We start from the raw sequence: 22691 nt of genomic DNA on the forward strand, positions 1-22691 counted from the left end.
GCATATTGAAGCCGACCGCCCGGCGGTTGCGCCAATCCGGCGGGCTGATGTAGTTCACCAGCAGGTACTCCTGGCTAGGCTCTGCCGGGATGATGCGGAAATCCTTGCGCCCGCTGGCCTGCATGTCGGCCAGAAAAGCCGCGACCTGCCCGGCCTTGAGGTAGCTGGACCAGGAGACCGCCTGGATGCCGGGGTAGCGCTCCTGCAGGTGCAACTGGTCGACCGCCCGGTTCCACTCTTCGATGGACACGGCGTCGTTGCCGACTATCAGCCCGGACATCCCGCGCAGCACCATCTCGTAGGCCCGCATGCGCGTCTCCACGCGCTGCTTGACCTCCTGGCTCTCCAACTGAAAGCGCTGCTGGGCTTCCTCGCGGCTGCGCGCTTCCAACACCTGCCATTGCCACAGCATCAGCGCGCCCAGGCCGAACAGCAGAACCAGGGCCACTAGTAAAGGAATCCAAGGCTTACGGGGGGAAGGGGCGGGCCTAGCGTCCATGCGACCTCCTGAGCGGTCCTTGCCTGGCGAACTCGCGCGGAATTGCCACAGGCACTGGTACGGCTATAGAGAGCCGTTGCTGGCAGTCTAGTCAGGAATCCGGCAGGGTTTTGCGCCAACGACGGACGGCATAAATCACTAGGCCTCCGTGGGGGAGGCCTGGTGATTTATGCGCAAGGGTAACGCGGGAGGCTTACTGCTGGGGTTGCTGCGCGCCGGGCAAGGGCCGCAGGTTGATCTCTACCCGACGGTTCTGCGAACGTCCGGCCTCGCTGGCATTGTTGGCAATCGGCTGATCCGGACCGGCCCCCCGGGTGCTGACCCGCATGCCATTGACCCCCTGGGCCAGCAGGTAATTGGCCACGCTCTGGGCGCGGCGCTGGGACAGGTTCATGTTGTAGGCATGGCTGCCGGTGTTATCGGTGTGGCCGACTATCTCGATGCTGTTCTGCTCGTATTGACGGAACGAGGTCGCCAGGTTGTTCAGCGGTGCATAGAAGTTGCTGGCGATATCCGCCGAATCGGTGGCGAAGGTGATATTGCCGGGCATGATCAATTGCAGATTGTCGCCCTGGCGCTCGACCTGCACCCCGGTGCCCTCCATGCTGCGGCGCAGTTCGGCTTCCTGCTTGTCGACGTAATAACCGTAACCCGCACCGGCGGCGCCAGCGACCGCGGCGCCGATCAGGGCGCCCTTGCCACGGTTGTCGTGGCTGATCGCCGCGCCGGCGACCGCGCCGGCCAGGGCACCCAGGCCGCCGTATTTGGCGGTCTTGCTCATGCCACCCTCGGGGGCGGAGGACGTCTGGTTGTCATAGGGGTTTTGCGAGGCACAGCCTGTCACCAAGGCAGCCAGGGTGGCAGTAAGGATCAGGCGTGATGGGGTGAACATGGTTGGAGCTCCTGAGACAGTTTTCGTCGCCAATTTAACGGGCGAAGTTTAGAGCATCGTGCGTACAGAAGATTCCCTGCACTCAAGCGCGGACAAAGGGGTTTTCCCGCATCTCATCGCCCAGCCGGGTGTCAGCGCCATGCCCGGTGACTACCGTGGCCTCCTCGTCCAGGCTATACAGACGCTGCTTGATCGAGCGCTCGATGGTCTGGTAGTCCCCGCCCCACAGATCGGTACGGCCAATGCCGCGGCGAAACAGGGTGTCGCCGGCAATCAGCAACTTGTCGCGGGGAAACCAGAAACTCATGGACCCCGGAGTATGCCCCGGCGTGTGCAGGGCCACGCCGCAACCACAGGCCAGCTCCTCGTCATCGGCCAGCCACTGGTCCGGCGCCGGCACCGGGGTGTAGGGCACGCCGAACATGCGGCACTGCATTTCCAGGTTGTCCCAGAGGAACTGATCGTCCTTGTGCAGATGCAGGGTCGCGCCGGTCTTCTCTTTCATCTGCCCGGAGGCGAGAAAGTGATCCAGATGGGCGTGGGTGTGGATGATGCTGACCACCTTGAGCCCATGGGCCTCCAGGCGCGCCATGATCAGCTCCGGATTGCCGCCCGGGTCGACCACTATGGCCTTCTTGGTCAGCGGGTCGCCGATAATCGTGCAGTTGCACTGCAAAGGCCCGACTGGGAAGGTTTCGCGGATTAGCGCGGTTTTTGCGGCTTCCATGGGTGTTCCTGTGGGATTGATGGCACATTGGGGGCGCAGTGCGCTTAAAGGTGGCGACGCTCGGGCAGAAAGGCGCATACCCCTGGCTCGCCCAAATCAGGCGTAAAGGGTGAGCCCAACAGGCCCGTACATTCAATAGCCTGGCAGCAGCAGCAGCGGCGCTGCGGAGCGCAAGCGAACCTAGCCTCGACCAGTGCCGATTAGCCGCGACTGCCGGCTATACTGCGGGACTGCGCCAGCTAAGAGTATCGTTATGGGGTCGCTAAATGGGATCCGATCAAATGACTTTCGACTGAAAATCCAGGGGTCAAAGATCATTCGATCCACCTCCCTGTTGTTGCTGTTTCTGTGCGCTGAATGGCTGGGTATGCCCATTACTCAGGCCGACGAAGCGCGTCTGTTGCGTTTCGCCATGTCCGCCGAAAGTCCGCCGTCTTCATATGAACGGAACGGCGAGGCGCGGGGCATCATCCGCGATCTGCTGGAAGAACTGTTCGTCAGCATGCCGGAGTACCAGGTGGAGCTGCTGCCCTTACCTTGGGGGCGCGCGCAGCTCGAAGTCGCCAATGGCCGGCTGGATGGCTTCTGCACCTTTCCCTCGGATACGCGCAAGGCCTATGCCCGCTTCGCGGCCAAGCCGATGTATGTGTGGGACTACGGCAACCTGGTCTACAGTCGCGACAACGCCAGAGGCAAGATGATCGCGCAGGCCAAGAGCTTCGACGATTTGCGCAATCTACTGTTTATCTCCCAGGAGAGCGTCGACTGGGAGCGAGAAAACGTGCCGGGCTTTATCAAGCGTTACCCAGTGAACACGCCGCCGCAGATGATCCACATGCTGTTCCGCCGCGGCGCCGGCGACTTCATCATCATGAGCCCCGAACAGGCCCGGTACTACGCGAACCAGTTCGGATATACGGAGCAGTTGCGCAGCGCCAAAGTGGATTTCATTCCCAACAGCCAAGTGGAATTCCATATCGGCTTGCGCAAAAGCCTGCCGGATGTCGAGCAGGTCATCGCCCGCATAGACGCGGCCATGCTCGATCCTGCCTTTCAAGCGCGCAGGGAACAGATCATCAACCAGTACCGGACGGCGTCGATTCACTGACACCGATTAGCCGGCCCTGCGTCAAGATCCAAAGCAACGCCAAACAAGGTACATTTACGCCAATCAAGCACGATCAGCAGTGCCGGCCTGGGGCGACCATACCGGCTTGAAAGGGAATTGGGGTTATGGATAAAAAGTCGCTTTCCGAGCGGGACATCTGCAGCAAGTACATCGCCCCAGCGATCCAGCAAGCCGGCTGGGACATGCACAAGCAGGTGCTGGAAGAGTTTGGCTTTACCGCTGGGCGCATCATGGTGCGTGGCAAGCTGCACAGCCGAGGCGAGCGCAAACGCGCCGACTACATCCTCAGTTACCAGAAAAACCTGTCCATCGCCGTGATCGAGGCGAAGGACAACAAGCACTCCGTTGGTTCCGGCATGCAGCAAGCTCTGGGTTATGCCGAGGCGCTGGATGTGCCGTTCGTGTTTTCCAGCAATGGCGATGGCTTTCTATTCCATGACCGCAGCGGCACCGGCGTCCAGGTAGAAACCGAGCTAACCCTCGACCAGTTCCCCAGCCCGGATGAACTCTGGCAACGCTACTGCCAGTGGAAGGGCCTGGATGACCAGGCCCAGCACAAAATCGAAGCGCCCTACTACGACGACGGCTCCGGGCGCATGCCGCGCTACTACCAGATGAATGCCATCAACCGCACCGTCGAAGCCGTGGCACGCGGGCAAGATAGAGTTCTGTTGGTCATGGCCACCGGCACCGGCAAGACCTACACCGCCTTCCAGATCATCTGGCGGCTGTGGAAGTCCAAGCAGAAGAAACGCATCCTCTTCCTCGCCGACCGCAACATCCTGGTCGACCAGACCAAGAACAACGACTTCAAGCCGTTCGGCCAGGCGATGACCAAGATCGCCAAACGGCAGATCGACACCTCCTACGAGATCTACCTGTCGCTCTATCAGGCCGTGACCGGTACCGAAGAAGAGATGAACATCTACAAGCAGTTCTCCCGCGACTTCTTCGACCTGATCGTGATCGACGAATGCCACCGTGGCAGCGCCGCCGAGGATTCCGCCTGGCGCGAGATTCTCGACTACTTCGCCAATGCCACCCATGTCGGCCTCACCGCCACACCGAAGGAAACCAAGGAGGTGTCCAGCATCACCTACTTCGGTGAGCCGGTGTACAGCTACACCCTCAAGCAGGGCATCGAAGACGGCTTCCTCGCGCCCTACAAAGTGGTGCGCATCGACTTCGACAAAGACCTGCAAGGTTGGCGTCCACCCAAGGGCATGCTCGACAAGAATGGCGAACTGATCGAAGACCGCATCTACAACCTCAAGGACATGGACCGCACCCTGGTCATCGAGGCGCGTACTCAACTGGTCGCGCAGAAGGTCACCGAGTTCCTCAAGGCCACCGATCCATTCCAGAAGACCATCATCTTCTGCGACGACATCAACCATGCCGAGCGCATGCGCCAGGCGCTGGTCAACCTCAACCCGGAACGCATTGCCGAGAACCGCAAGTACGTTATGCGCATCACCGGCGATGACCAGGAAGGCAAGGCCGAGCTGGATAACTTTATCAACCCGGAAGAGCGCTACCCGGTCATCGCCACCACCAGCAAGCTGATGACCACCGGCGTCGATGCGCAGACCTGCAAGCTGATCGTGCTCGACCAGCACATCAAGTCGATGACCGAGTTCAAGCAGATCATCGGGCGCGGTACCCGCATCAACGAGGACTACGGCAAGTACTGGTTCACCATCATGGACTTCAAGAAGGCCACCGAGCTGTTTGCCGATCCGGCTTTCGATGGTGACCCGGTGGTGATCTACGCCCCCGAAGGCGATGATTCCCCCGTGCCACCGGATAACCCGCTGGCCGATGAAGAAGGCATCAGCGCAGGCAGCGATGCAGAGGCCGACGACCTGGAATTTACCGGCGAAGACGGCGGCAAGAAGCGCATCAGGTACGTGATCGACAGCGTCCCGATCTACGTTATCGCAGAGCGGGTGCAGTACTACGGCCCGGACGGTCGGCTGATCACCGAATCGCTGCACGACTACACCCGCGCCTGCGTGCAAAAGCAGTTCGCCTCGCTGGATGACTTTCTGCGCCGCTGGAGTAATGCAGAACAGAAGAAGGCCATCATCGACGAGATGGCGGCCCAAGGCGTGATGTGGGAAGCCCTGGCCGAAGAAGTGGAAAAGAAGCAGGGCAACCCCCTCGATCCGTTCGACCTTATCTGCCACGTCGCCTTCGACCAGCCCGCCCTGACCCGCCGCGAGCGCGCCGAGCAGGTGAAGAAGCGCAACTACTTCGCCAAGTATTCCGGTGCGGCGCGCCAGGTACTGGAAGCGCTGCTCGACAAGTACGCTGACACGGGTATTGAGCACATTGAGGACTTCCAGATCCTCACGATTCCGCCATTCAAGGAAATGGGCTCTCTCAAAGAGTTGGTGGACGTCTTTGGCGGCAAGCCGGCCTACCAGAAAGCCGTTTATGAGCTGGAAGACCAGCTCTACCGCGGCGAGATAAGCGCCTGAACCGCGAACGTTGACAGCAGCGACGCCTCACCAGCAGACTGTCCTCTGTCCATAGACAGTGGACGGGGAATTTATTAGATGATGAAAGGCCAAGACATACTGCTGCTGCTCAAGCTGGCCAGCCTGGAAAACCAGCAACCCGTTGCTGAGCAGACCGCCGAGCACTTCTCCATGCGTGCACTCGAACAGTCCACCGGCATCAGCAAATCCGAAGTCAGCAATGCGCTCAATCGCTGCATTGCCGCCGGGCTGGCCAAGCTGGAGCGCAACAGCGGGATACCGCGCACCAACACCCGCGCCCTCAACGAGTTTCTCGGCCACGGCTTGAAGTATGTATTCCCGGTTCGGCCCGGCCCTATAGTGCGCGGCCTGGCCACCGCTCACGCCGCGCCCGTGCTGGCCGGCAAGCTGCTGTCCGGCGGTGAACATATCCCTGTCTGGGAAGATGCCCAGGGCAGCGATATGGGCCAAGCGGTCGAACCGCTGTTCAAAAGCGTACCCAGCGCGGCACGCCAGGATAAGGCGCTCTACGCCATGCTCGCCCTGGTGGACGCCATTCGCCTGGGCAACGAGCGCGAGGCCAGCCTGGCTAGAACGCTGCTGGAGCAATACCTGCGAGGCGAACCCGATGGCAGCTGAATGGCGCATCCAGGAGCAGATGTTGCAAACCGTAGCCGACGCGCTGGGGCCGGAGTTACTGCGCCAGGTCGCCTTTGTCGGCGGCTGCACCACCGCACTGCTGGTCACCGATGCCTTCGCCCGCGAGGCGGTACGCTTTACCGAAGATGTCGACGTTATCGTCCATGTCCTCGGCTACGGCAAGTGGCAACGCCTGCTTACCGAACTGCGCCAGCGCGGTTTTCGTGAGTCCCCCGAGGACGACATCATCTGCCGCATGCGCCTGCCCAACGCGCTGACCGGCCGGGATCTGCTCGTCGACTTTATGCCCGACGACGAGACCATCCTCAATTTCACCAACCGCTGGTACCGCGATGCCCTGCACAGCGCAGCCGATCATGCCCTGCCCTCCGGCACGCTGATCCGCGTCGTCACTCCCAGCTACTTTCTCGCCACCAAGTTGGAAGCCTATCGCGGCCGTGGGCGCGGCGACCCGCTGGCCAGCCGCGATATCGAAGACATCCTTGCCGTGGTGGACGGCCGCGACAGCCTGCACGCCGAACTGGCCCAGGCCGAACCTGCCTTGCGTCACTACATCGCCCAGGCCATTAGCGCACTGCTCGCCCACCGCGACTTCGCCTACGCCGTGCAATCCGCCGCCCGCCAACAGCAGGCGCGCGAAGAACTTATTTTTCAGCGCCTGGAAGCCATCACCACGCTTCCCGCCGCCTATTAACGGAAACCAGCATGTCGATCAGCTCAACCATCAAATCCATCCAGGACATCATGCGCAAAGATGTCGGCGTCGATGGCGACGCCCAGCGCATTGGCCAGCTGGTCTGGCTGCTGTTTCTGAAAATCTTCGATGACCGCGAGCTGGAATGGGAGTTGATGGACGACAGCTACCGCTCGCCGATTCCCGAAAGCTGCCGCTGGCGCACCTGGGCCGCCGACCCGGAAGGCATGACCGGTGACGACCTCAAGGGCTTTATCGACAACAACCTGTTCCCCCAGCTGCAGAACCTGCATGAGTACAGCAGCACGCCGTCCGCCTTCGTGGTGCGCAGCGTGTTTGAAGACGCCTACAACTATATGAAGTCCGGCCAGCTGCTGCGCCAGGTGGTCAACAAGATTCAGCAAGGCGTGGACTTCAACAAAGCCCAGGAGCGCCACGAGTTCGGCAACCTCTACGAGCAACTGCTGCGCGACCTGCAGAACGCCGGCAACGCCGGCGAGTTCTACACCCCGCGCCCAGTCACCGAATTTATGGTGCGCATGGTTGACCCCAAGCTGGATGAAAAGGTCATGGACCCGGCCTGCGGCACGGGCGGCTTTCTCACCTGCGCCATCGAGCATAAACGCAGCCGTTACGTAAAAACCGCCGAGGATGAGCGCACCCTGCAGGCCAGCATCTTCGGCGTGGAAAAGAAGCCGCTGCCGCACCTGCTGGCCACCACCAACATGATCCTGCACGGCATCGAGGTGCCCAGCCAGATCCGCCACGACAACACCCTGAGCAAACCGCTAATCAGCTGGGGCCCGAGTGAGCGCGTGCACTGCATCGTCGCCAACCCGCCGTTCGGCGGCATGGAAGAAGACGGCATCGAAACCAACTTCCCCGCCGCCTTCCGCACCCGCGAAACCGCCGACCTGTTTCTGGTGCTGATCATGCACCTGCTCAAAGACGGTGGCCGCGCCGCCGTGGTGCTGCCCGATGGCTTTCTGTTTGGCGAAGGCATCAAGAGCCGCATCAAGGAAAAACTGCTCGCAGAAAACAACCTGCACACCATCGTTCGCCTGCCCAAGGGCGTGTTCAACCCCTACACCGGCATCAAGACCAACCTGCTGTTCTTCACCAAAGGCACGCCCACCAAGCAGCTGTGGTTCTACGAACACCAGTACCCGGCAGGGGTAAAGAACTACAACAAGACCCGCCCCATGCGTATCGAAGAGTTCGCCGTGGAACAAGACTGGTGGGGCAACGAAGCCGATGGTTTTGCCGCGCGGGTGGAAAACCAATTTGCCTGGCAGGTCAGCGTCGAAGAACTGCAAGCACGCAACTGGAACCTGGACTGCAAAAACCCGCATATCGGTGAGCAGATCAGCCACGACCCGGACGAGCTGCTGCATGACTACGCCAAGCTGCAAGGCGAGATCGGCGAGTTGCGCGACCAGCTTAAGGCCGTGCTCCACGATGCGCTGAGCAGGACACCCTCAACCGCGAGCGTTTCGAAGTCAACGCTCGCGAGCTGGAAGCCTGCGCGATAACGCGAACAGCCTGATTATTCTCATGGATGAGCCGCATGCTGCCTTACAACCGAAACCTCAAAGCACTGACGCGCAACTTGCGCAATGACATGACCGAGGCCGAGCAGTTGCTCTGGTCACGATTACGCAGGAAGCAAATACTGGGCGTGCAGTTTTACCGACAGAAACCCCTGGCGAGTTACATCGTGGATTTTTACTGTGCGGCAGCCAGGCTGGTCATCGAACTGGATGGCTCGCAGCATTTCGAGCCTGCCGCACAAACCTATGACCGGCAACGCACGGCTCAACTGGAGTCGCTGGGACTTCGGGTGATCCGTTTTGATAACCGGCAGGTTTTACTTGAGTTGGAAGATGTAATGAGCGTGATTTTTGCTGAAGTAGCAAAAGCAATCCCCCCCGCCCCCCCTTTTTCAAAGGGGGGAGACAAGCAGCCTGATGCCGCTCTCGGTACCAGCGTACTACCAGGCCGCACGCAGCCCTCACCAACCAACGCAGAACCCAATCCCCCCCTTTGCAAAAGGGGGGCTAGGGGGGATTTGCCTTTAGCTTCCACACCTGACTCCGGTGAAACGCCATGACCGCTTTGCTCACCGACAACCTGCCGCTGCTGGCAGGTGCGCCCAATGGCATCAAGAAACTACGTGAGCTGATTCTGGAGCTGGCGGTGCGCGGTAAGTTGGTGCCGCAGGACTCTAATGATGGACAAGCGAGCGACTGGTTGGGACGTATTGAAATCGAGAAAGCTCGACTTCTTGAAGCAGGTCTGTTGAAAAAAACGAAGAAAGTCACAGACGTTGAATTGGATTTTGGAATCGCCAAAGTTCCGAGCTCGTGGGGCTGGGTAACACTCTCAGATATTACGCTGGGGATGGACTCTGGCTGGAGTCCAGCATGTGAGTCAAATTCGTCACCGAACAATGACGTTTGGGGTGTACTGAAAACTACTGCTGTTCAGGTAATGCAATTTCTCCAAGAGGAAAACAAAGAGCTTCCTGCCCACCTTGAGCCTAGGTCTGATGCCGAGGTGAAAGCTGGAGATATTCTTTTTACTCGCGCAGGGCCGACCAACCGGGTAGGCATTTCTTGCTTGGTAGAAAGCACCAGACCCCGCCTCATGATTTCGGACAAGATCATCCGTTTCCACCCAATTGAAGCTGGAACATATGGCCGATATATAGCGCTATGCCTAAATGCCGGCAGCACAGCTAGATACTTGGAAATAGCCAAATCCGGTATGGCTGCTAGCCAGGTAAATATTTCGCAGGAAAAGCTGAAACTAGCGCCTATACCTTTGGCTCCGCTGCCAGAACAACACCGCATCGTCGCCAAAGTCGATGAATTAATGGCCCTATGCGACCGCCTGGAAGCCCAGCAGGCCGACGCCGCAAGCGCCCACGTCCAACTGGTGCAGGCGCTGCTCGACAGCCTGATCCAGGAAGCCAGCGACACCGCCGACTTGACCGCCAAGGATGGCGGAAATGCCGAAAATGCAGGAGCAATTTTCGGCCTAGCCAGCTGGCAGCGCCTCGCCGAACACTTCCACACCCTGTTCACCACCGAACCCAGCATCGACGCCCTCAAACAAGCCCTGCTGCAACTGGCCGTGATGGGCAAACTGGTGCCGCAAGATCCCAACGATGAGCCGGCGAGTGAATTGCTTAAGCGCATTGCCGAGGAAAAGGCTCGGCTGGTAGCCGAAGGTAAGCTCAAGAAGCAGAAGCCGCTGGCGGAGATCGCTGAGGTGGAAAAATCGTTTGAGTTACCGGAGAACTGGGAGTGGGTTCGCCTAGAGGAAATTGCGCAAGTAGGTACGGGGGCAACCCCACTTAGAACAAATCTTAAGTATTTTGAGCCAGCAACGATTAACTGGGTGACTAGTGGCGAGACGTCACAAGACCACATCCATGAGACAGAACAGAAAGTTTCACCTCTTGCACTAACGGAAACAAATCTGACCGTTTACCCACCGCACACGCTGGTCATCGCCATGTACGGTCAAGGAAAAACACGAGGGCAGATTTCTGAGCTTTTGATTGATGCCTGTACAAATCAGGCGTGTGCTGCAATCCAATTGTTTGATCAGGGCGAATCACATAGGCGTTACGTGAAGTATTTCTTCGTTAAGAGCTATGACGACATTCGTTTGCTTGCAGCTGGTGGAGCACAGCCGAACCTAAATCTGGGGAAAATTAAAGAAACTGTTCTCCCGCTGCCGCCGCTCGCCGAACAACACCGCATCGTCGCCAAAGTCGATCAACTGATGGCCCTCTGCAACCAACTAAAAGCCCGCCTAAGCCAGGCCCGCCAACTTAACGAACAACTGGCCAGCACCCTGGTCGAGCAGGCGGTGGCGTGATGCTTTACACCGGCCTTATTCGTCGCTGCGATAATCGCTGGGCAGCTTGCCCGTCCATTTCTTAAAGGCGCGGCGAAAGTTGGAGGGGTCGTTGAAACCCAGCAGGTAGGCGATTTCATACAGCGGCAGATGGGTGGTGCTGAGGTATTGCAGGGCCAGGCGCTTGCGCACCTCATCCAGCACCTGCTGGTAGCTGGTGCCCATGCCCGACAGATGCCGACGCAGGCTGCGGCCACTGGTATGCAGGGCCTCGGCGGCGCTGGCCAGGTCGGGGAAGTCGCCGGGGCGGGCCAGCAACAGGCGGCGCACCCGGGTCAGCAGGCCGTCCTGCACATCCAGGCTGGCCAGCAGCGCCTCGCACTGCTGCTCGCACATCTGCACCGTGGCCGGATTGGCCAGGGCCATGGGCCGGGCCAGGTAGGCTTGGGGCAGGCTCAAGCGGTGGTACGGCTGGTCGAACGCCACGGCCACGCCAAACAGCCGCTCATAGCGCTCGGCATACTGCGGCGCGGCGTGGGCGAAGCCCACTTCCACCTCTTGCAAGCGTTCGCCGACCAGAAAGCGCGCGATGGTGTACAGGCTGGTCAGCAGGCCCTCGGCGGCGAAACGGCTGAGGGGGCCGAGCGGCATGCTTTCACTGGCGCGCAACTCGACCCGCTCATCCTGCTCGAGCATCTCCAGCTCATAGGTCAGGCCCAGTACCCGGTAATACTTGAGGGCGAACTGCATGGCCTTGCCCAGGTTGGCGCTGGACAGCACGGCGTAACCGAGAATGCCGTGGGTCGAGACGTTCAGCCGCTGGCCGAGCAGCAAGCCCAGGGCCGGCTCGTCGCACAGGCGCAAGGCGCAGGCGCTCAGCTGGGTGAAGTCGATAAAGGACAGGCGCCCCTGGGGATTGCCCAGCACCTCGGGGCGCACCCGCGCCTCGGCGAACAGCTGGTTGCGCGGCACGCCCAGTTCCTCGACCAGGTCGAGCAAGGCCGCGGCGTAGGCAACCGGCACCAGTTCGGCAGTGAGATTCGGCGATGGTTTCATGGGCTTCTTATTAGTCGATGGCCAGATATGACCCACGCCAACGAAGATAACCTTGTCCTACAGAAACCGGCAAGGGCATTGCTGGACCATGGTGCCAAAACAATGCCCCATAAACGCCAAGCAGCGGCGCCGTGGAAAATCAGCGCGCGGCACTTTTCCGCACCCCCACTTCCCCGCCGCGCATTCAGCAGCCGTTCAGGCTCTTGGCGAGTCTCTGCCGCCTTGGGCTGGCGCGCAGGCCGCAGGTTGAGCGGCAGTGCCTGGGAAAAACTCCCCTGGCCATAAATGACCGAAAGATTGGCTGTTGTTAACCTTTGCCAAGGCCGCGAGCGAACCCATAGTGAGGCATGCATAAGTCACAGACTCAGGGAGTCAGCATGGCCAGCACTACCCCGGAAGGTTTGCAGATTAGCCCACGGCATATGGATTTCGATTTTCCCAATCCCCTGCCGCGCCACTGGCACGGCGGCGATGCCTTCAAGAGCCACCTGTTCGATGCCATGTCGGTGTTGTTTCCCGATGGCGAGCGCTTCTTTATCGACTCGGTGCGGCATTTCCGCGAGCAGATCGAAGACCCTGTATTGAAGGAACAGATCCGCGGCTTTATCGGCCAGGAAGGTCATCACAGCCGCGAACACCTGGAATACAGCAACCGCCTGCGTGACCTCGGCTATGACATCGCCCGCATCGAACGCCGGGCCCAGGCACGCATCCGCTTCACCCAGAAGAAGTTCTCGCCGCAGCGGCAACTGGCGGCCACCGCCGCCCTGGAACATATCACCGCGATCATGGCCGACGGCCTGCTCAAGGACCCGCGCCATATGGCCGGCGCGCACCCGACCATGGCGCGCCTGTGGCGTTGGCATGCGCTGGAGGAAACCGAGCACAAGGCGGTGGCCTTCGATGTCTACAACCAGGTCTGCGGTAGCCGCAAACTGCTGCGCCGGGCGATGCGCATGGCCACCTTGTTCTTTGTCCTCGACACCACGCGCGGCCTGATCCATATGCTCAAGCAAGACGGCCTGTTGTGGAACTGGCGGGTCTGGCGCGACGGCCTGCAGTGGATGTGGGGCAAACATGGCGTGTTCCGCCCGCTGCTGCGCACCTACCGGGACTTCTTCAAGCCCGACTTCCATCCCTGGCAGCACAACAACCTGGAACTGCTCTACCAGGCCCGCCGCGAATTCGACCCGCAGACGGAAATCCAGGCGGCCTAAGCCAGAGCAAAAACGGCAACAAGCAAAGGCGCCACAAAGCCGATGCCCGGGGCGCGGTAATGCGTAGGATGGGTTGAGCGCAGCGATACCCATGCTGTCGAGTTAGGCGCATGACCACGGGCTATCTGCTGATGCGTAGTCAGTTGCGCCGTAACCCACCAAGGGAGGCAGGCCGATCACCGCTTGGTGGGTTACGCGGCGCACAGCTTTTGTTTGTGGGTTAGTGGCGCAGTAACTTTGCCAACCCGACTCTGCGCCGCTAACCCACCCTTCTACAAAAGCGCAACCCGTAGCCCGGATGTAATCCGGGGAAATCTCCCGTCAGCCAACCCGCTCCCGGATTGCATCCGGGCTACGCCCTGACCCTGATCTGCCCTGAACCTGCGGGCCACGGCTAAAACGCAGCCCGCATACCCAAGAATCACCCCAACAGAAAACGCAGGGCATCGGCCGCGCTCTGTTGGGGGATTTCTTCCATGGGCACATGGCCAACCCCTGGATAGGTCTTGACCTGATTGCCCGGCAGGTCGCGCTGCCATAACGGCACGTGCTTGGGCGAGATCCAGCGATCGCGCTCGCCCCACAGCAGCAGGGTCGGCGCCTGGAACTGCGCCACCCGCGCCGGGGAGCCGTGCAGCTCTTGCTGATTGACCTTGAGCAGCGTGCGGAAGATATCCAGCATCGCCCGCCGATTGCCCGGCCGCCGACTCAGGTCGTTGTAGCGGTCGACCACCCCCGGCTTGATCCGCGCCGGCTCGCCGTAGACTTCCTTGATGCCCTGGGCGATCACAGCCCGCGGCATCCACAGCGGCATGGCCAGGGTCGCGCCGGGCAGCGCGGCGGAGGCGATCATCCAAGGCACCTTGGGCATGTGGTAGCCGGCCGGATCGATCAGCACCAGTTTGTCCACCCGCTGCGGCTGGGCCAGGGCGAAGTTCCAGGCGATATAACCGCCCAGGGAGTTACCGACCAGCGAGGCCTTGCTCACGTCCAGGTAATCGAGCAACAGGCCGAACACCTTGATCATGCGCTCGGCCGAATACTGGCCATCGCGCGCCGGGCCGGTCAGGCCGAAGCCCGGCACATCGAAACGGATAACGCGGTAGTGCGCGGCGAATGCCGGCAGCCAGTCGTCCCAGGTGTGCAAGGAGGACACCACGCCATGGATCAGCACCAGCGCCGGTTTGTCCCGGCTGCCCTCGTCGCGGTAATGCAGGTTGAAGCCATCCAGCTCGATAAAGCGCGAGCCGCTGGCGGCATTGCCGTAGCGCGACTTGAGGCTTTCCAGGGGCAAGGCCCCGAAACCCAAACGGGCGAAACCAGCCGCCAATGGCGGCGTCAGCGGGAGACTGGAAGCAGACATGCAGACACCTCGGAATTGTTGTTATGGGCAAGAACTATCCGGGCTATCAGAGCATGTCCAACCGGGGCTGACGCCTAACCTAGGTTGAGCCTGTGGCTGGGCATAGCGAGGCGATCAGCAAGTCGCTAAGCACCCGCTTGGCCTGTTCGATCTCGGCCCGACTGGCGGCGCGCCCGAGCAGCTCCAGGGAGGCGGCTTCCATGGCCCAGATCAGCGCGCGATAGGTCAGCGGATCGGTTGGCCGGGTATCGCCATGCAGACGCTCGGCGAGTAGCCGCGCCATCTCCATATGGGCGTGCTGGCGGTGCGCGGCCAGGGGCGAATCGGCGCGCAGGGCCTCCTCCTGCATCAGACGGATGATAGGGCCGACCGCCAGGTGGTAATCGAAATAGCGCCCGACCATGGCGCTCAGCCAGGCCTGCGGGCTGCCGGCGATGCTCTGCATCTCGCTGAAGCGCGACAACAGCAGGGCCACCGCGGTCTGGTAGATGCCTTCGAGCACCTGCATCTTGTTCTCGAAGTACTTGTAGAAGGTGCGCCGCGACACGTTGGCCGCCGCCAGCAGGTCATTCACCGTGGTCTCGGCCAGGCCCTTGCGGGCAAACACCGGAATCGCCGCCAGCTGGATATTGGTGCGCTGCAGATGGCCGATCAGCGGCCCCTCGCCGTCTTGTTCCTGCTGCTGCGCCACCGCGCCGTAACCGCCCAGGTCTTCGAATACCGCGCGTACCGCGCCCAGTTCAGCCAACGCCTGTTGCATCGTCATCTTCCCAACCAAGGCGCGGGTGACGCCGCAGAGCAAGCTGGTTACTCTGCGAGTTGCTTACTCTGAGCGCCATAGCCGCAGGATTATTGATGTGCTGAACACGCTAACACGCCGCCTCGCATCGCCACTGGCCATCCTTTGGCTGGTTCTGCTGTCGTCCTGGCAGCCCCTGCAGGCCACCGAGCTGTTCTACCTCGGGCAGAAGATTCCCGATATCCACAAACCCTGGAGCAGCGCCGACTATCAACAGCTGCTGGAAGCCCTGGAAAAGGTCGACAAGACCCAGGCCAATGCCCTGCCCAGGCGCGGCGGCGAGTTCACCGGGCCTATCTATGAGCGCATGGTCAGCGAAGAGAATTTCCGCCCGCAGCTGAATATCTATGCACCGCTGGAGCTGCGGCAGAACGAGGCCCGCGAGGCGCTGTTCCGCCTCAAGGAGCTGATGCGCCTGTACTTCGACTTTCGCGCCGCGCAGCAACCCTACGCCGCCGAAGCCCTGGGCTTGATGAGCTATTCGCTGCGCCAGCAGGCGGTGCTGTTCACCCTCACCAGCGAGTTCTGGATGACCCTGGCGCAGAGCGAGCAGAGCAATCCCATGCGTCTGCAGGGCCTGCATGAAACCAAGGCGGCGGCGGCCATGCTCACCTCCAGCGCGCTGGACTACCTGGGTCTGACCACACAATTCGGCCGCGAAGAGCTGGTGCTCTACAGCGCCGAACTGAGCAAGCAGCTACCGGAGTTATTTATCCATTTGCGCGGCGAGGTGCGCGAGCAATTGCTGCTGCGCGCCGAACAGCTGGCGCAGCAGCACGCCTATGCCGAGGTGCGGCAGAACATGCAGGAGTTGCTGCCGGTGCTGCTGAGCATTCAACAGGATGTGCAGGCCCAACTGGCCGCCGCCAAGCCGAACAAAGCACTGCAACCCAAGCTCGACCTGTCGGTGCCAGCAGCTACCGATTTAGCGCAATAAACCCAGGCCCTTAGCCCGCGCCACCGCTTGAGTACGCCGCTCGACCCCGAGCTTGCTGTTGATATGGCGGGCGTGGGTCTTCACCGTATGCAGGGAGATAAACAGGCGCTCGCTGATCTGCTGATTGGAGCAGCCCTGGGCGATCAGCTGCAACACCGCCAGCTCCCGCCCACTCAGGGCCTCGACCACGGAGGCCGACTCGGCAGCGTCCTGGTCGTTCTGCGCTGGCTGCGGCAACGCCGCCAGCAAGGCCGCGCCGAGTGGGCAGCCGCCATGGCTCAAGAGCTGCGCGCGCAACCAGCCCGGCTGCTGGCTCAGCAGGTCATGGAAGGGCAACAAACCGCCCCCCGCCGCCGACTGCAAGGCGCCGCGCAACTGTTGCTGGGCTTCGCGCTCGCGCCCGCCCGCCAGCAGCAGGCCGGTCAGCTGCATCTGCGCAATAGCCGCGAGCAGTAGCCCGCCGCTCGCTTGAGCACGCTGGCCGAGGGCGCGCAAACGCCGCTCGGCCTCTCCCGGTAAACCGCGCAGGCATTCGAGCCTGGCCTGGTGTAAGTCGATATACAGCGGCAGCTGCGGGTGGAACTCCGGCGCCGCGGCCGCCTGCTCGCCGCTATAGGTCTGGGCCAGCCGGCTCAGCCAGAAGCCGGCCAGTTCGCTCTGGCCCTGACGCAACCACAGCTCGCATTTGTACAGGGTGATCATCGCCAGGTAGTAGACCGCCGGGATATCCCAGATATGCATCAGGCGCTCGGCCTCGGCCAGCTGGGCAAAGGCTTCGGACAGGTTGCCGCAGCGCCCCTCCAGGCTGGCCAGCACGCAATGCCCGATCAACAGGCTGCTATCGCGACAGGCGCGGGCCTCGGCTATCCCGGCCAGCAAGCGCTGGCGCGCCTGCTCTGGCTGCAGGCGCAGGCTGAGCAGGTAGCCTTCGTACAGGATCAGACGCCCGCGCACCGCATACTGGCGCTGCGCCGGCAAACCGCTCAGCCGCTGCAAGCCCTGCTGCACTTCCTCCAGCGCGCGCAGCACCTCGCCGCGCGCCTGCAGCACCCGCGCCCGGTCGTAATGGGCCAGGGCCTCGAACAAGGGATTGCCGACCCGCTGCGCCAACTCCAGGGCCTCGCGATTCAAGCCGCGGGCGCGCCATAGATCGCCCTGCACTATCGCCAGGTTGGCCAGGCTGGACAGGCACATCAGGCGCTGGCCGTAGCGTTCCTGGGGCAAGCAGGTCAGCGCCTCGGCGCAATACTGCTGGGCCCGCAGGCTATCGCCACGGCCACGGGCAATCACCCCGCTCACCGCCATCCATTGCGCCAGCAGCGCTTGCTGCTCGGCGGCGCTGGGCGCCGGGAGAAAACGTTGCAGCTGGCTGACCAGCTCTTCGGCTGCATCCAGCTGACAGGCCAATGCCAGGGCCCAGCCGTAGAGCGCGATCAACCGCGGCGTGCTGGCCAGCAGGCTGTCGGGTAAGTCCATCTTCCAGCGTAATAAGGTGGCGACATTCTGCTCGGCCAGCAGCTGCTCCTCGGACAGGCTCTGTACCAGATTGGCCGCCACATCCGGCTGCCCGGCGCGTAGCGCCTGCTCTATCGCCTCATCCAGCAAGCCCTGGGCGCTGAACCAGCGGCAGGCGCGCAGGTGCAAACCCGCCGCCGGCTGACTCAGGCCGCTGGCCGGGCGACTGCGCAGCAGATCGGAAAACAGATGGTGGTAACGAAACCACTTGCCCTGCTCATCCAGGGGCACCAGAAACACCTGATGGGCCTGCAGATGGCGCAGAATCGCGGCGCTGTCATGGCTATCGCGCAGGGCATCGCAGAGCTCGGCGCAGAAGCGCTCCTGGCTAGCGGTCTCATACAGGAACGCCTGCACCTCGGCGGGCAGGCACTCGATGACCTCTTCCAATAGATAGTCGCGAATCAAGCCTTCGGCCCCGTGGGGCACGGGCAGCGCGCCCTCCTCGTGCGCCTCGCTGGTGGCCAACGACCACAGGCGCAGACCGGCCACCCAGCCCTCGCTGCGCAGCAACAGGTCGGCAAGCGCTTTAGCCGATAGATGCGCGCCCTGGCGGGTCAGCAACTCGATAGCTTCTTCATCGGTCAGGCGCAGATCCTGCTCATGCAATTCCAGCAACTGACGCGACAGGCGCAGGCGCGCCAGGTGCCAGTCCGGGCGCTGGCGGCTGGTGACCAGCAACAGCAGGCCGGCGGGCAGGTGATTGAGGAAGAACTGCAGGCAGCGATCCAGCACCGCGCCCTGGGCCAGGTGGTAGTCATCCAGCACCAGCAATACCGGCTGCTGCGGATCGAGGAGTACGGCCAGCTCATCCAGCAGCCCGTCCAGCCACTCCTCGAAGGCAAAAGGTTGATGGCGCTGGCGCAGCCGCAACAGCCCCAGGGCATCCTCGCCCAGCCCCGGGAAAAACTGCTGCAGGCCCGCCAGCAGGCGCTCGAGGAAGCGCCCCGGATCGCTGTCACGCTGATTCAGGCCCAACCACAGGCTCTGCCAATGCCCGGGCAGGCGTTCGCAAAACTCTATGGCCAGGGAGCTCTTGCCAAAACCTGCGGGCGCGCTGACCAACAGCAAGCGCCCCGCCAGACCGGCCAGCAAACGCTCGCACAGGCGCGGCCGCGGCACGTAGCTGGAAGGCAAAGGCGGACGGTAGAAATGCCCGCCCACCGTGATGGGCGCAGAAACTAAGCCAGGGATTCGAGACAGATCAGTCATCAGCCGGTTTCTTGTAGTAGTCAGGCAGAGGCACTACCGATGCTCCGCAGACTAGCGCCTTAGAGCGGGCATTTGAAGCCCCGCGGGAAACCAGCGCTTTCACCCAGACCTGACCTTGCTTCATTTCCCGGACAAAACCACTGCGATGCAGCTTTGCAGCTAGTCCGCACAACAGTCTGCGCCTTAAGTTGCGCCATAAAAAAACCGGCCCCAAGGGGCCGGTTTCTTATGCAGCGTTACAGCGGATTAACGAACGCCCGCCTGGCGCAGAGCCGCCGGGGTGTAATCGCTTTCCTTGGCTGGGTAGCCGAACTCGTACGAGCTCTTCTCTTCGTTCTTCATACCCAGGGCCAGGTAACGACCGGATTGCAGGTCATACAGGGCTTCCAGGGTGTACCACGGCACTTGCTTGTCGTAGTAGTACTGGGCATGGGCTTCAGCTACACGCCACAGGGTACCGCGACCGTCGTAGTGGTCGATTTGCGCCGCTTGCCAGGTGTCTTCGTCGATAAAGAAGTCACGCTTGGCATAGATGTGACGCTCGCCGGTTTTCAGGGTTGCGGTCACATGCCAGACGCGGTGCAGCTCATAACGGGTCAGGTCCTGGTTGATATGGCCAGCCTTGATGATCTGGTCATATTTCAGCTTCGGCGAGTCCAGCTTGTAGCTGTTGTAAGGAATGTAGATTTCCTTCTTGCCGTTCAGCTTCCACTCGTAACGGTCAGGTGCACCGTTGTACAGGTCGAAGTTGTCGGAAGTACGCAGGCCATCGGCGGCGGTACCCGGACCATCGTAGGACACCTGCGGCGCGCGACGTACGCGACGCTGACCGGCGTTATACAACCACGCCAGACGCGGTTCCTTCACCTGGTTGAGGGTTTCGTGCACCAGCAGTACGTTACCCGCCAGACGCGACGGCGCGGTTACCCGTTGCTTGAAGTAGAACAGCACGTTGCTTGGCTTGCTGGTGTCGGCATCCTTGAGCGCACCCCGGAAGGTGAACTCATCCTGGAAGTACACCATGCTGTAGGAGCCATTGGCCTGCGGAGTCGCCTGGGTGACCAGACGCTTCACGCTGCCGCCGCGGTAGCGGGTGATATGGTTCCAGATCGCTTCCAGACCGTCCTTAGGAATCGGGAAGGGGTTGGCCTGCGCGAAGTTCTCCAGACCGTTACCGCCCTCGACCAGTTTGGTGGTGGTGGCGTTTTGCTTGGCAGCCGCCAGAATGTCATCCGGCATGCTGGCCGTACGGTGGGTCGGGTACACCGGAATCTTGTAGCTGTCCGGGTAACGCTTGAACAGCGCCTGCTGGCCAGGGGTCAGTTTGTCTTTGTACTGATCCATGTTCTGCGCAGTGATGGTGAATAGCGGCTGCTCGCTGGCGAACGGATCCGACAGGAAGCCCGCACCATCGGCAGTACCGGCAGTGGCTGGCAGACCGCCGGTCCAGGCCGGGATCGAGCCATCGGCATTGCCGGCCATCTCGGCACCCACTGGAGTCAGGGTGGTGCCCAGTTTGGCCGCTTCATCCGGCGATACCGCCGCCATCACACCGCTGGCCAGCAGCGAGAGAGTCAGAGCACTGGTTTGCAGCAGACTTTTTGTTGTTTTCATATACATAGTCTTCCTCAAAATTCCCGTCCGCTTAGAAGTTCACACCAACGCTGAAGGCCAAGAAGTCGCGATCGATTGCTGTGTTGTATTCGCCACCGAAGAAGTCGGTATAGGCCAGGCTGGCGCTATAGGTGTTCTGGTAGTCGGCATCCAGGCCCAGGCTAACGGCCTTAGCGCCCTCGGTAAACAGGCCGTTAGGACCATAACCGTCGACGTCATGCGACCAAGTCACACTGGGTTTCAGGTTGACCCCGGCAAATACGTCCGGATAGTCCCAAATTGCTTTGGCGCGGTAGCCCCAAGCGGTAGTTGTTACGAAGCCGTCGTCTTCGCAGTACTTGCTGACGTTTTCGGCAGTCGCGCTGCCCAGGGTGCTGGCATTGAGCGTGCTACAGGTATTGAACGGGCCAGTGGCCGGCAAAGGACCAGGTCCGAAGACAGGGTCGCGGCCGTAGCGCAGTTCGCTGGAGTTTTCTAAACCACCAACATGAACAATGCCCACTTCGCCCACCAGGGTCAGGCGAGAAGCCCCCATGACCTGATCAAAGAAGTGGGTAAAGGTGGTCTGGAACTGAGTGATTTCCTTGCGGACATAGCCGTTGATTTCACTACTCGGCTGCCCCTCGATCAAGGATGCATTACCAAATAGCGGAGAACCGCCGAAATCAGGAAGCGGTGTGACGCCTGAAAACAGAATATCGGTGGTATTGAGCAACACCGGCGCATTGGGTCGGTAGCTCAACTCACCGCTCCAGGAAGTACCTGTAGGCAAGGTAGTGGAAAAACTCAAGCCATAAAGCCGAATATCCTCTGGATATTCAAGGAAATAACTCCCATTCCCTGCTACGACCAGCGGCGCGGCTGCACCCAGCAAAGGCGCAATAGCGTAAACATCCGCACTCGCCGATGCGGCGCTGAAGGCGGGAGTACGGCTGTGGTAGTTCATGGCATACAGGCCAAATTCAGTATCAAGCGGCTGGGCGAAGTAGCGTAGCGCTGCACCAAACTGACCACTGTCACGCGCGTCACGATCCCCTGTGCGGGGAACTAAAACCCCCTCGGAGTTCTGATCGATCACCAAGTCTGGGCGCCCAAAACCGAAGGTGAGTGCGCCATTAACCGCAGCACCAACTGCTGGGTTGTTGTTCAACACCCGAAGGTTATTATCGCAACCGTCAGCAATAATATCCGGCTGAGCAAAGAAGGTGCCGCAGTTATCGGCAACGGTCTGGTCCCACTCCAACTGATAGAAGGCTTCGGCGGACAGATTTTCAGTCAGGCTCTGGGACACATAAAACATATTGACCGGAATCAGGCCTTCCTTGACCTCCGCGCCTGGGCGGCGGAAAGCTGATGCGTCTACAGGGTTTATAGAGTTGATACTGTTCTGGATAAAGGTGCTTTCACCCCAACTGACCACCTGCTTGCCCAGACGCACCGAGCCTGGTTGCTCGCCAATGGCGTAGTTGTGATAAACGAAGGCGTCGAGGATCTGCGCGCCAGAAGCCTGGGCGGCTTCCTTGCGGTTGTGATCATCGATGTCCTTGAACAACCGCTGCTCATCCTTGGTCTCGAAGTCATACCAATATTTGCCGCGAACGAAGACGCCGGTATCGCCATACTTCAGCTCGAGATCATGGATACCCTTGAAAATCTTCGAGAAGGTTTCACCCCTCTTGAAGTTCTGGCGGGAGTCATCAGTGGTTTGCGACAAGCCATCACCACCATTGTTGACACCAATCAGATCTGGATCGGCACTACGGGTCGACCAGCTAGCGCCAACCGACAGGGACGAGTCGAACTGGCCTTCGATTTCACCGATATTGAAAGTAACGCCGAACGCGGGTGCGGCGAGGGTGGATGCGAGGCTGACGGCCAGCGGCAGTTTTGCCAGGCGCCAGATTTGCTGTGTTTTTGTCATCGACGCTACTCCATGTGTTTTTGTTATGGATGGTGCGGACTATAGCCAGCGGGTATTACTGCTTGATCCCTCGAAAGTGTGATTTGCAGCCCCCAGGCACTCTGGC

18 protein-coding genes are annotated in these 22691 nt (G+C 61.0%); 9 read left to right on the forward strand and 9 right to left on the reverse strand.

What is annotated here, in order from left to right; translation table 11 throughout:
- From Q8Q83_RS12515 to Q8Q83_RS12525, 3 genes are all read right to left on the reverse strand, one after another.
- Positions 1-448, reverse strand: a 448-nt coding sequence (locus Q8Q83_RS12515; RefSeq protein WP_305624180.1) for a CHASE domain-containing protein, incomplete at its 3' end; no start/stop codon positions are given.
- 244 nt (positions 449-692) lie between these two features.
- Positions 693-1391, reverse strand: a complete 699-nt coding sequence (locus Q8Q83_RS12520) for an OmpA family protein (protein WP_305624182.1) — start codon at positions 1389-1391, stop codon at positions 693-695.
- An 82-nt stretch (positions 1392-1473) separates the two neighbouring features.
- Positions 1474-2118 carry an MBL fold metallo-hydrolase gene (locus tag Q8Q83_RS12525; protein WP_305624184.1) on the reverse strand — a complete coding sequence of 215 codons (645 nt, stop codon included), beginning with the start codon at positions 2116-2118 and terminating at the stop codon, positions 1474-1476.
- 367 nt (positions 2119-2485) lie between these two features.
- On the opposite strand from Q8Q83_RS12525, the gene Q8Q83_RS12530 reads away from it, so the two are divergent.
- The 7 genes from Q8Q83_RS12530 to Q8Q83_RS12560 all read left to right on the forward strand — a co-directional run bounded on the left by Q8Q83_RS12530 (position 2486) and on the right by Q8Q83_RS12560 (position 10972).
- Complete coding sequence (locus Q8Q83_RS12530) at positions 2486-3226, forward strand: ABC transporter substrate-binding protein (protein WP_305624185.1); 741 nt, start codon at positions 2486-2488, stop codon at positions 3224-3226.
- 125 nt (positions 3227-3351) lie between these two features.
- Positions 3352-5730, forward strand: a complete 2379-nt coding sequence (gene hsdR / locus Q8Q83_RS12535; protein ID WP_305624187.1) for an EcoAI/FtnUII family type I restriction enzme subunit R — start codon at positions 3352-3354, stop codon at positions 5728-5730.
- Between the two features lie 78 nt (positions 5731-5808).
- The gene (locus tag Q8Q83_RS12540; protein ID WP_371132406.1) at positions 5809-6369 is read left to right on the forward strand and encodes a MarR family transcriptional regulator; all 561 of its coding nucleotides are present in this window, start codon (positions 5809-5811) and stop codon (positions 6367-6369) included.
- A complete protein-coding gene (locus Q8Q83_RS12545) occupies positions 6359-7084 on the forward strand; it encodes a nucleotidyl transferase AbiEii/AbiGii toxin family protein (protein WP_305624188.1) in 726 nt (241 codons plus the stop codon). Before Q8Q83_RS12540 ends, Q8Q83_RS12545 begins: the two co-directional genes overlap by 11 nt.
- Positions 7085-7095: 11 nt before the next feature.
- Positions 7096-8616 (forward strand): class I SAM-dependent DNA methyltransferase, encoded by a 1521-nt coding sequence (locus Q8Q83_RS12550; protein WP_305624190.1) that lies wholly within the window; start codon positions 7096-7098, stop codon positions 8614-8616.
- A 35-nt stretch (positions 8617-8651) separates the two neighbouring features.
- A complete protein-coding gene (locus Q8Q83_RS12555; RefSeq protein WP_305624192.1) occupies positions 8652-9194 on the forward strand; it encodes an endonuclease domain-containing protein in 543 nt (180 codons plus the stop codon).
- On the forward strand, positions 9191-10972 hold the full coding sequence (locus tag Q8Q83_RS12560) for a restriction endonuclease subunit S (RefSeq protein WP_305624193.1): 1782 nt from the start codon (positions 9191-9193) through the stop codon (positions 10970-10972). The genes Q8Q83_RS12555 and Q8Q83_RS12560 overlap by 4 nt, the downstream gene beginning before the upstream one ends.
- A gap of 15 nt (positions 10973-10987) precedes the next feature.
- Here Q8Q83_RS12560 and Q8Q83_RS12565 read toward each other — a convergent pair whose 3' ends face one another.
- Positions 10988-12007, reverse strand: coding sequence for an AraC family transcriptional regulator (locus tag Q8Q83_RS12565; protein ID WP_305624195.1), 1020 nt, complete (start codon positions 12005-12007; stop codon positions 10988-10990).
- A 377-nt stretch (positions 12008-12384) separates the two neighbouring features.
- On the opposite strand from Q8Q83_RS12565, the gene Q8Q83_RS12570 reads away from it, so the two are divergent.
- Positions 12385-13224, forward strand: a complete 840-nt coding sequence (locus tag Q8Q83_RS12570) for a metal-dependent hydrolase (RefSeq protein WP_305624197.1) — start codon at positions 12385-12387, stop codon at positions 13222-13224.
- A gap of 421 nt (positions 13225-13645) precedes the next feature.
- On the opposite strand, the gene Q8Q83_RS12575 is transcribed toward Q8Q83_RS12570, so the two are convergent.
- Positions 13646-14587, reverse strand: coding sequence for an alpha/beta fold hydrolase (locus Q8Q83_RS12575; protein WP_305624199.1), 942 nt, complete (start codon positions 14585-14587; stop codon positions 13646-13648).
- A gap of 79 nt (positions 14588-14666) precedes the next feature.
- Positions 14667-15353 carry a TetR/AcrR family transcriptional regulator gene (locus tag Q8Q83_RS12580; RefSeq protein WP_305624201.1) on the reverse strand — a complete coding sequence of 229 codons (687 nt, stop codon included), beginning with the start codon at positions 15351-15353 and terminating at the stop codon, positions 14667-14669.
- A 94-nt stretch (positions 15354-15447) separates the two neighbouring features.
- Here Q8Q83_RS12580 and Q8Q83_RS12585 point away from each other — a divergent pair, with 94 nt between their 5' ends.
- On the forward strand, positions 15448-16323 hold the full coding sequence (locus tag Q8Q83_RS12585) for a hypothetical protein (protein WP_305624222.1): 876 nt from the start codon (positions 15448-15450) through the stop codon (positions 16321-16323).
- Here Q8Q83_RS12585 and Q8Q83_RS12590 read toward each other — a convergent pair.
- From Q8Q83_RS12590 to Q8Q83_RS12600, 3 genes are all read right to left on the reverse strand, one after another.
- Positions 16312-19050, reverse strand: a complete 2739-nt coding sequence (locus Q8Q83_RS12590) for a LuxR C-terminal-related transcriptional regulator (RefSeq protein ID WP_305624203.1) — start codon at positions 19048-19050, stop codon at positions 16312-16314. The two genes, Q8Q83_RS12585 and Q8Q83_RS12590, sit on opposite strands and share 12 nt — an antisense overlap.
- A 246-nt stretch (positions 19051-19296) precedes the next feature.
- Positions 19297-20664 carry a DUF1329 domain-containing protein gene (locus tag Q8Q83_RS12595; RefSeq protein ID WP_305624205.1) on the reverse strand — a complete coding sequence of 456 codons (1368 nt, stop codon included), beginning with the start codon at positions 20662-20664 and terminating at the stop codon, positions 19297-19299.
- Positions 20665-20695: 31 nt separating this feature from the next.
- Positions 20696-22585, reverse strand: coding sequence for a DUF1302 domain-containing protein (locus Q8Q83_RS12600; RefSeq protein ID WP_305624206.1), 1890 nt, complete (start codon positions 22583-22585; stop codon positions 20696-20698).
- Positions 22586-22691 lie beyond the last annotated feature (106 nt).

Source organism: Pseudomonas sp., from assembly GCF_030696055.1.
Classification (GTDB): domain Bacteria; phylum Pseudomonadota; class Gammaproteobacteria; order Pseudomonadales; family Pseudomonadaceae; genus Aquipseudomonas.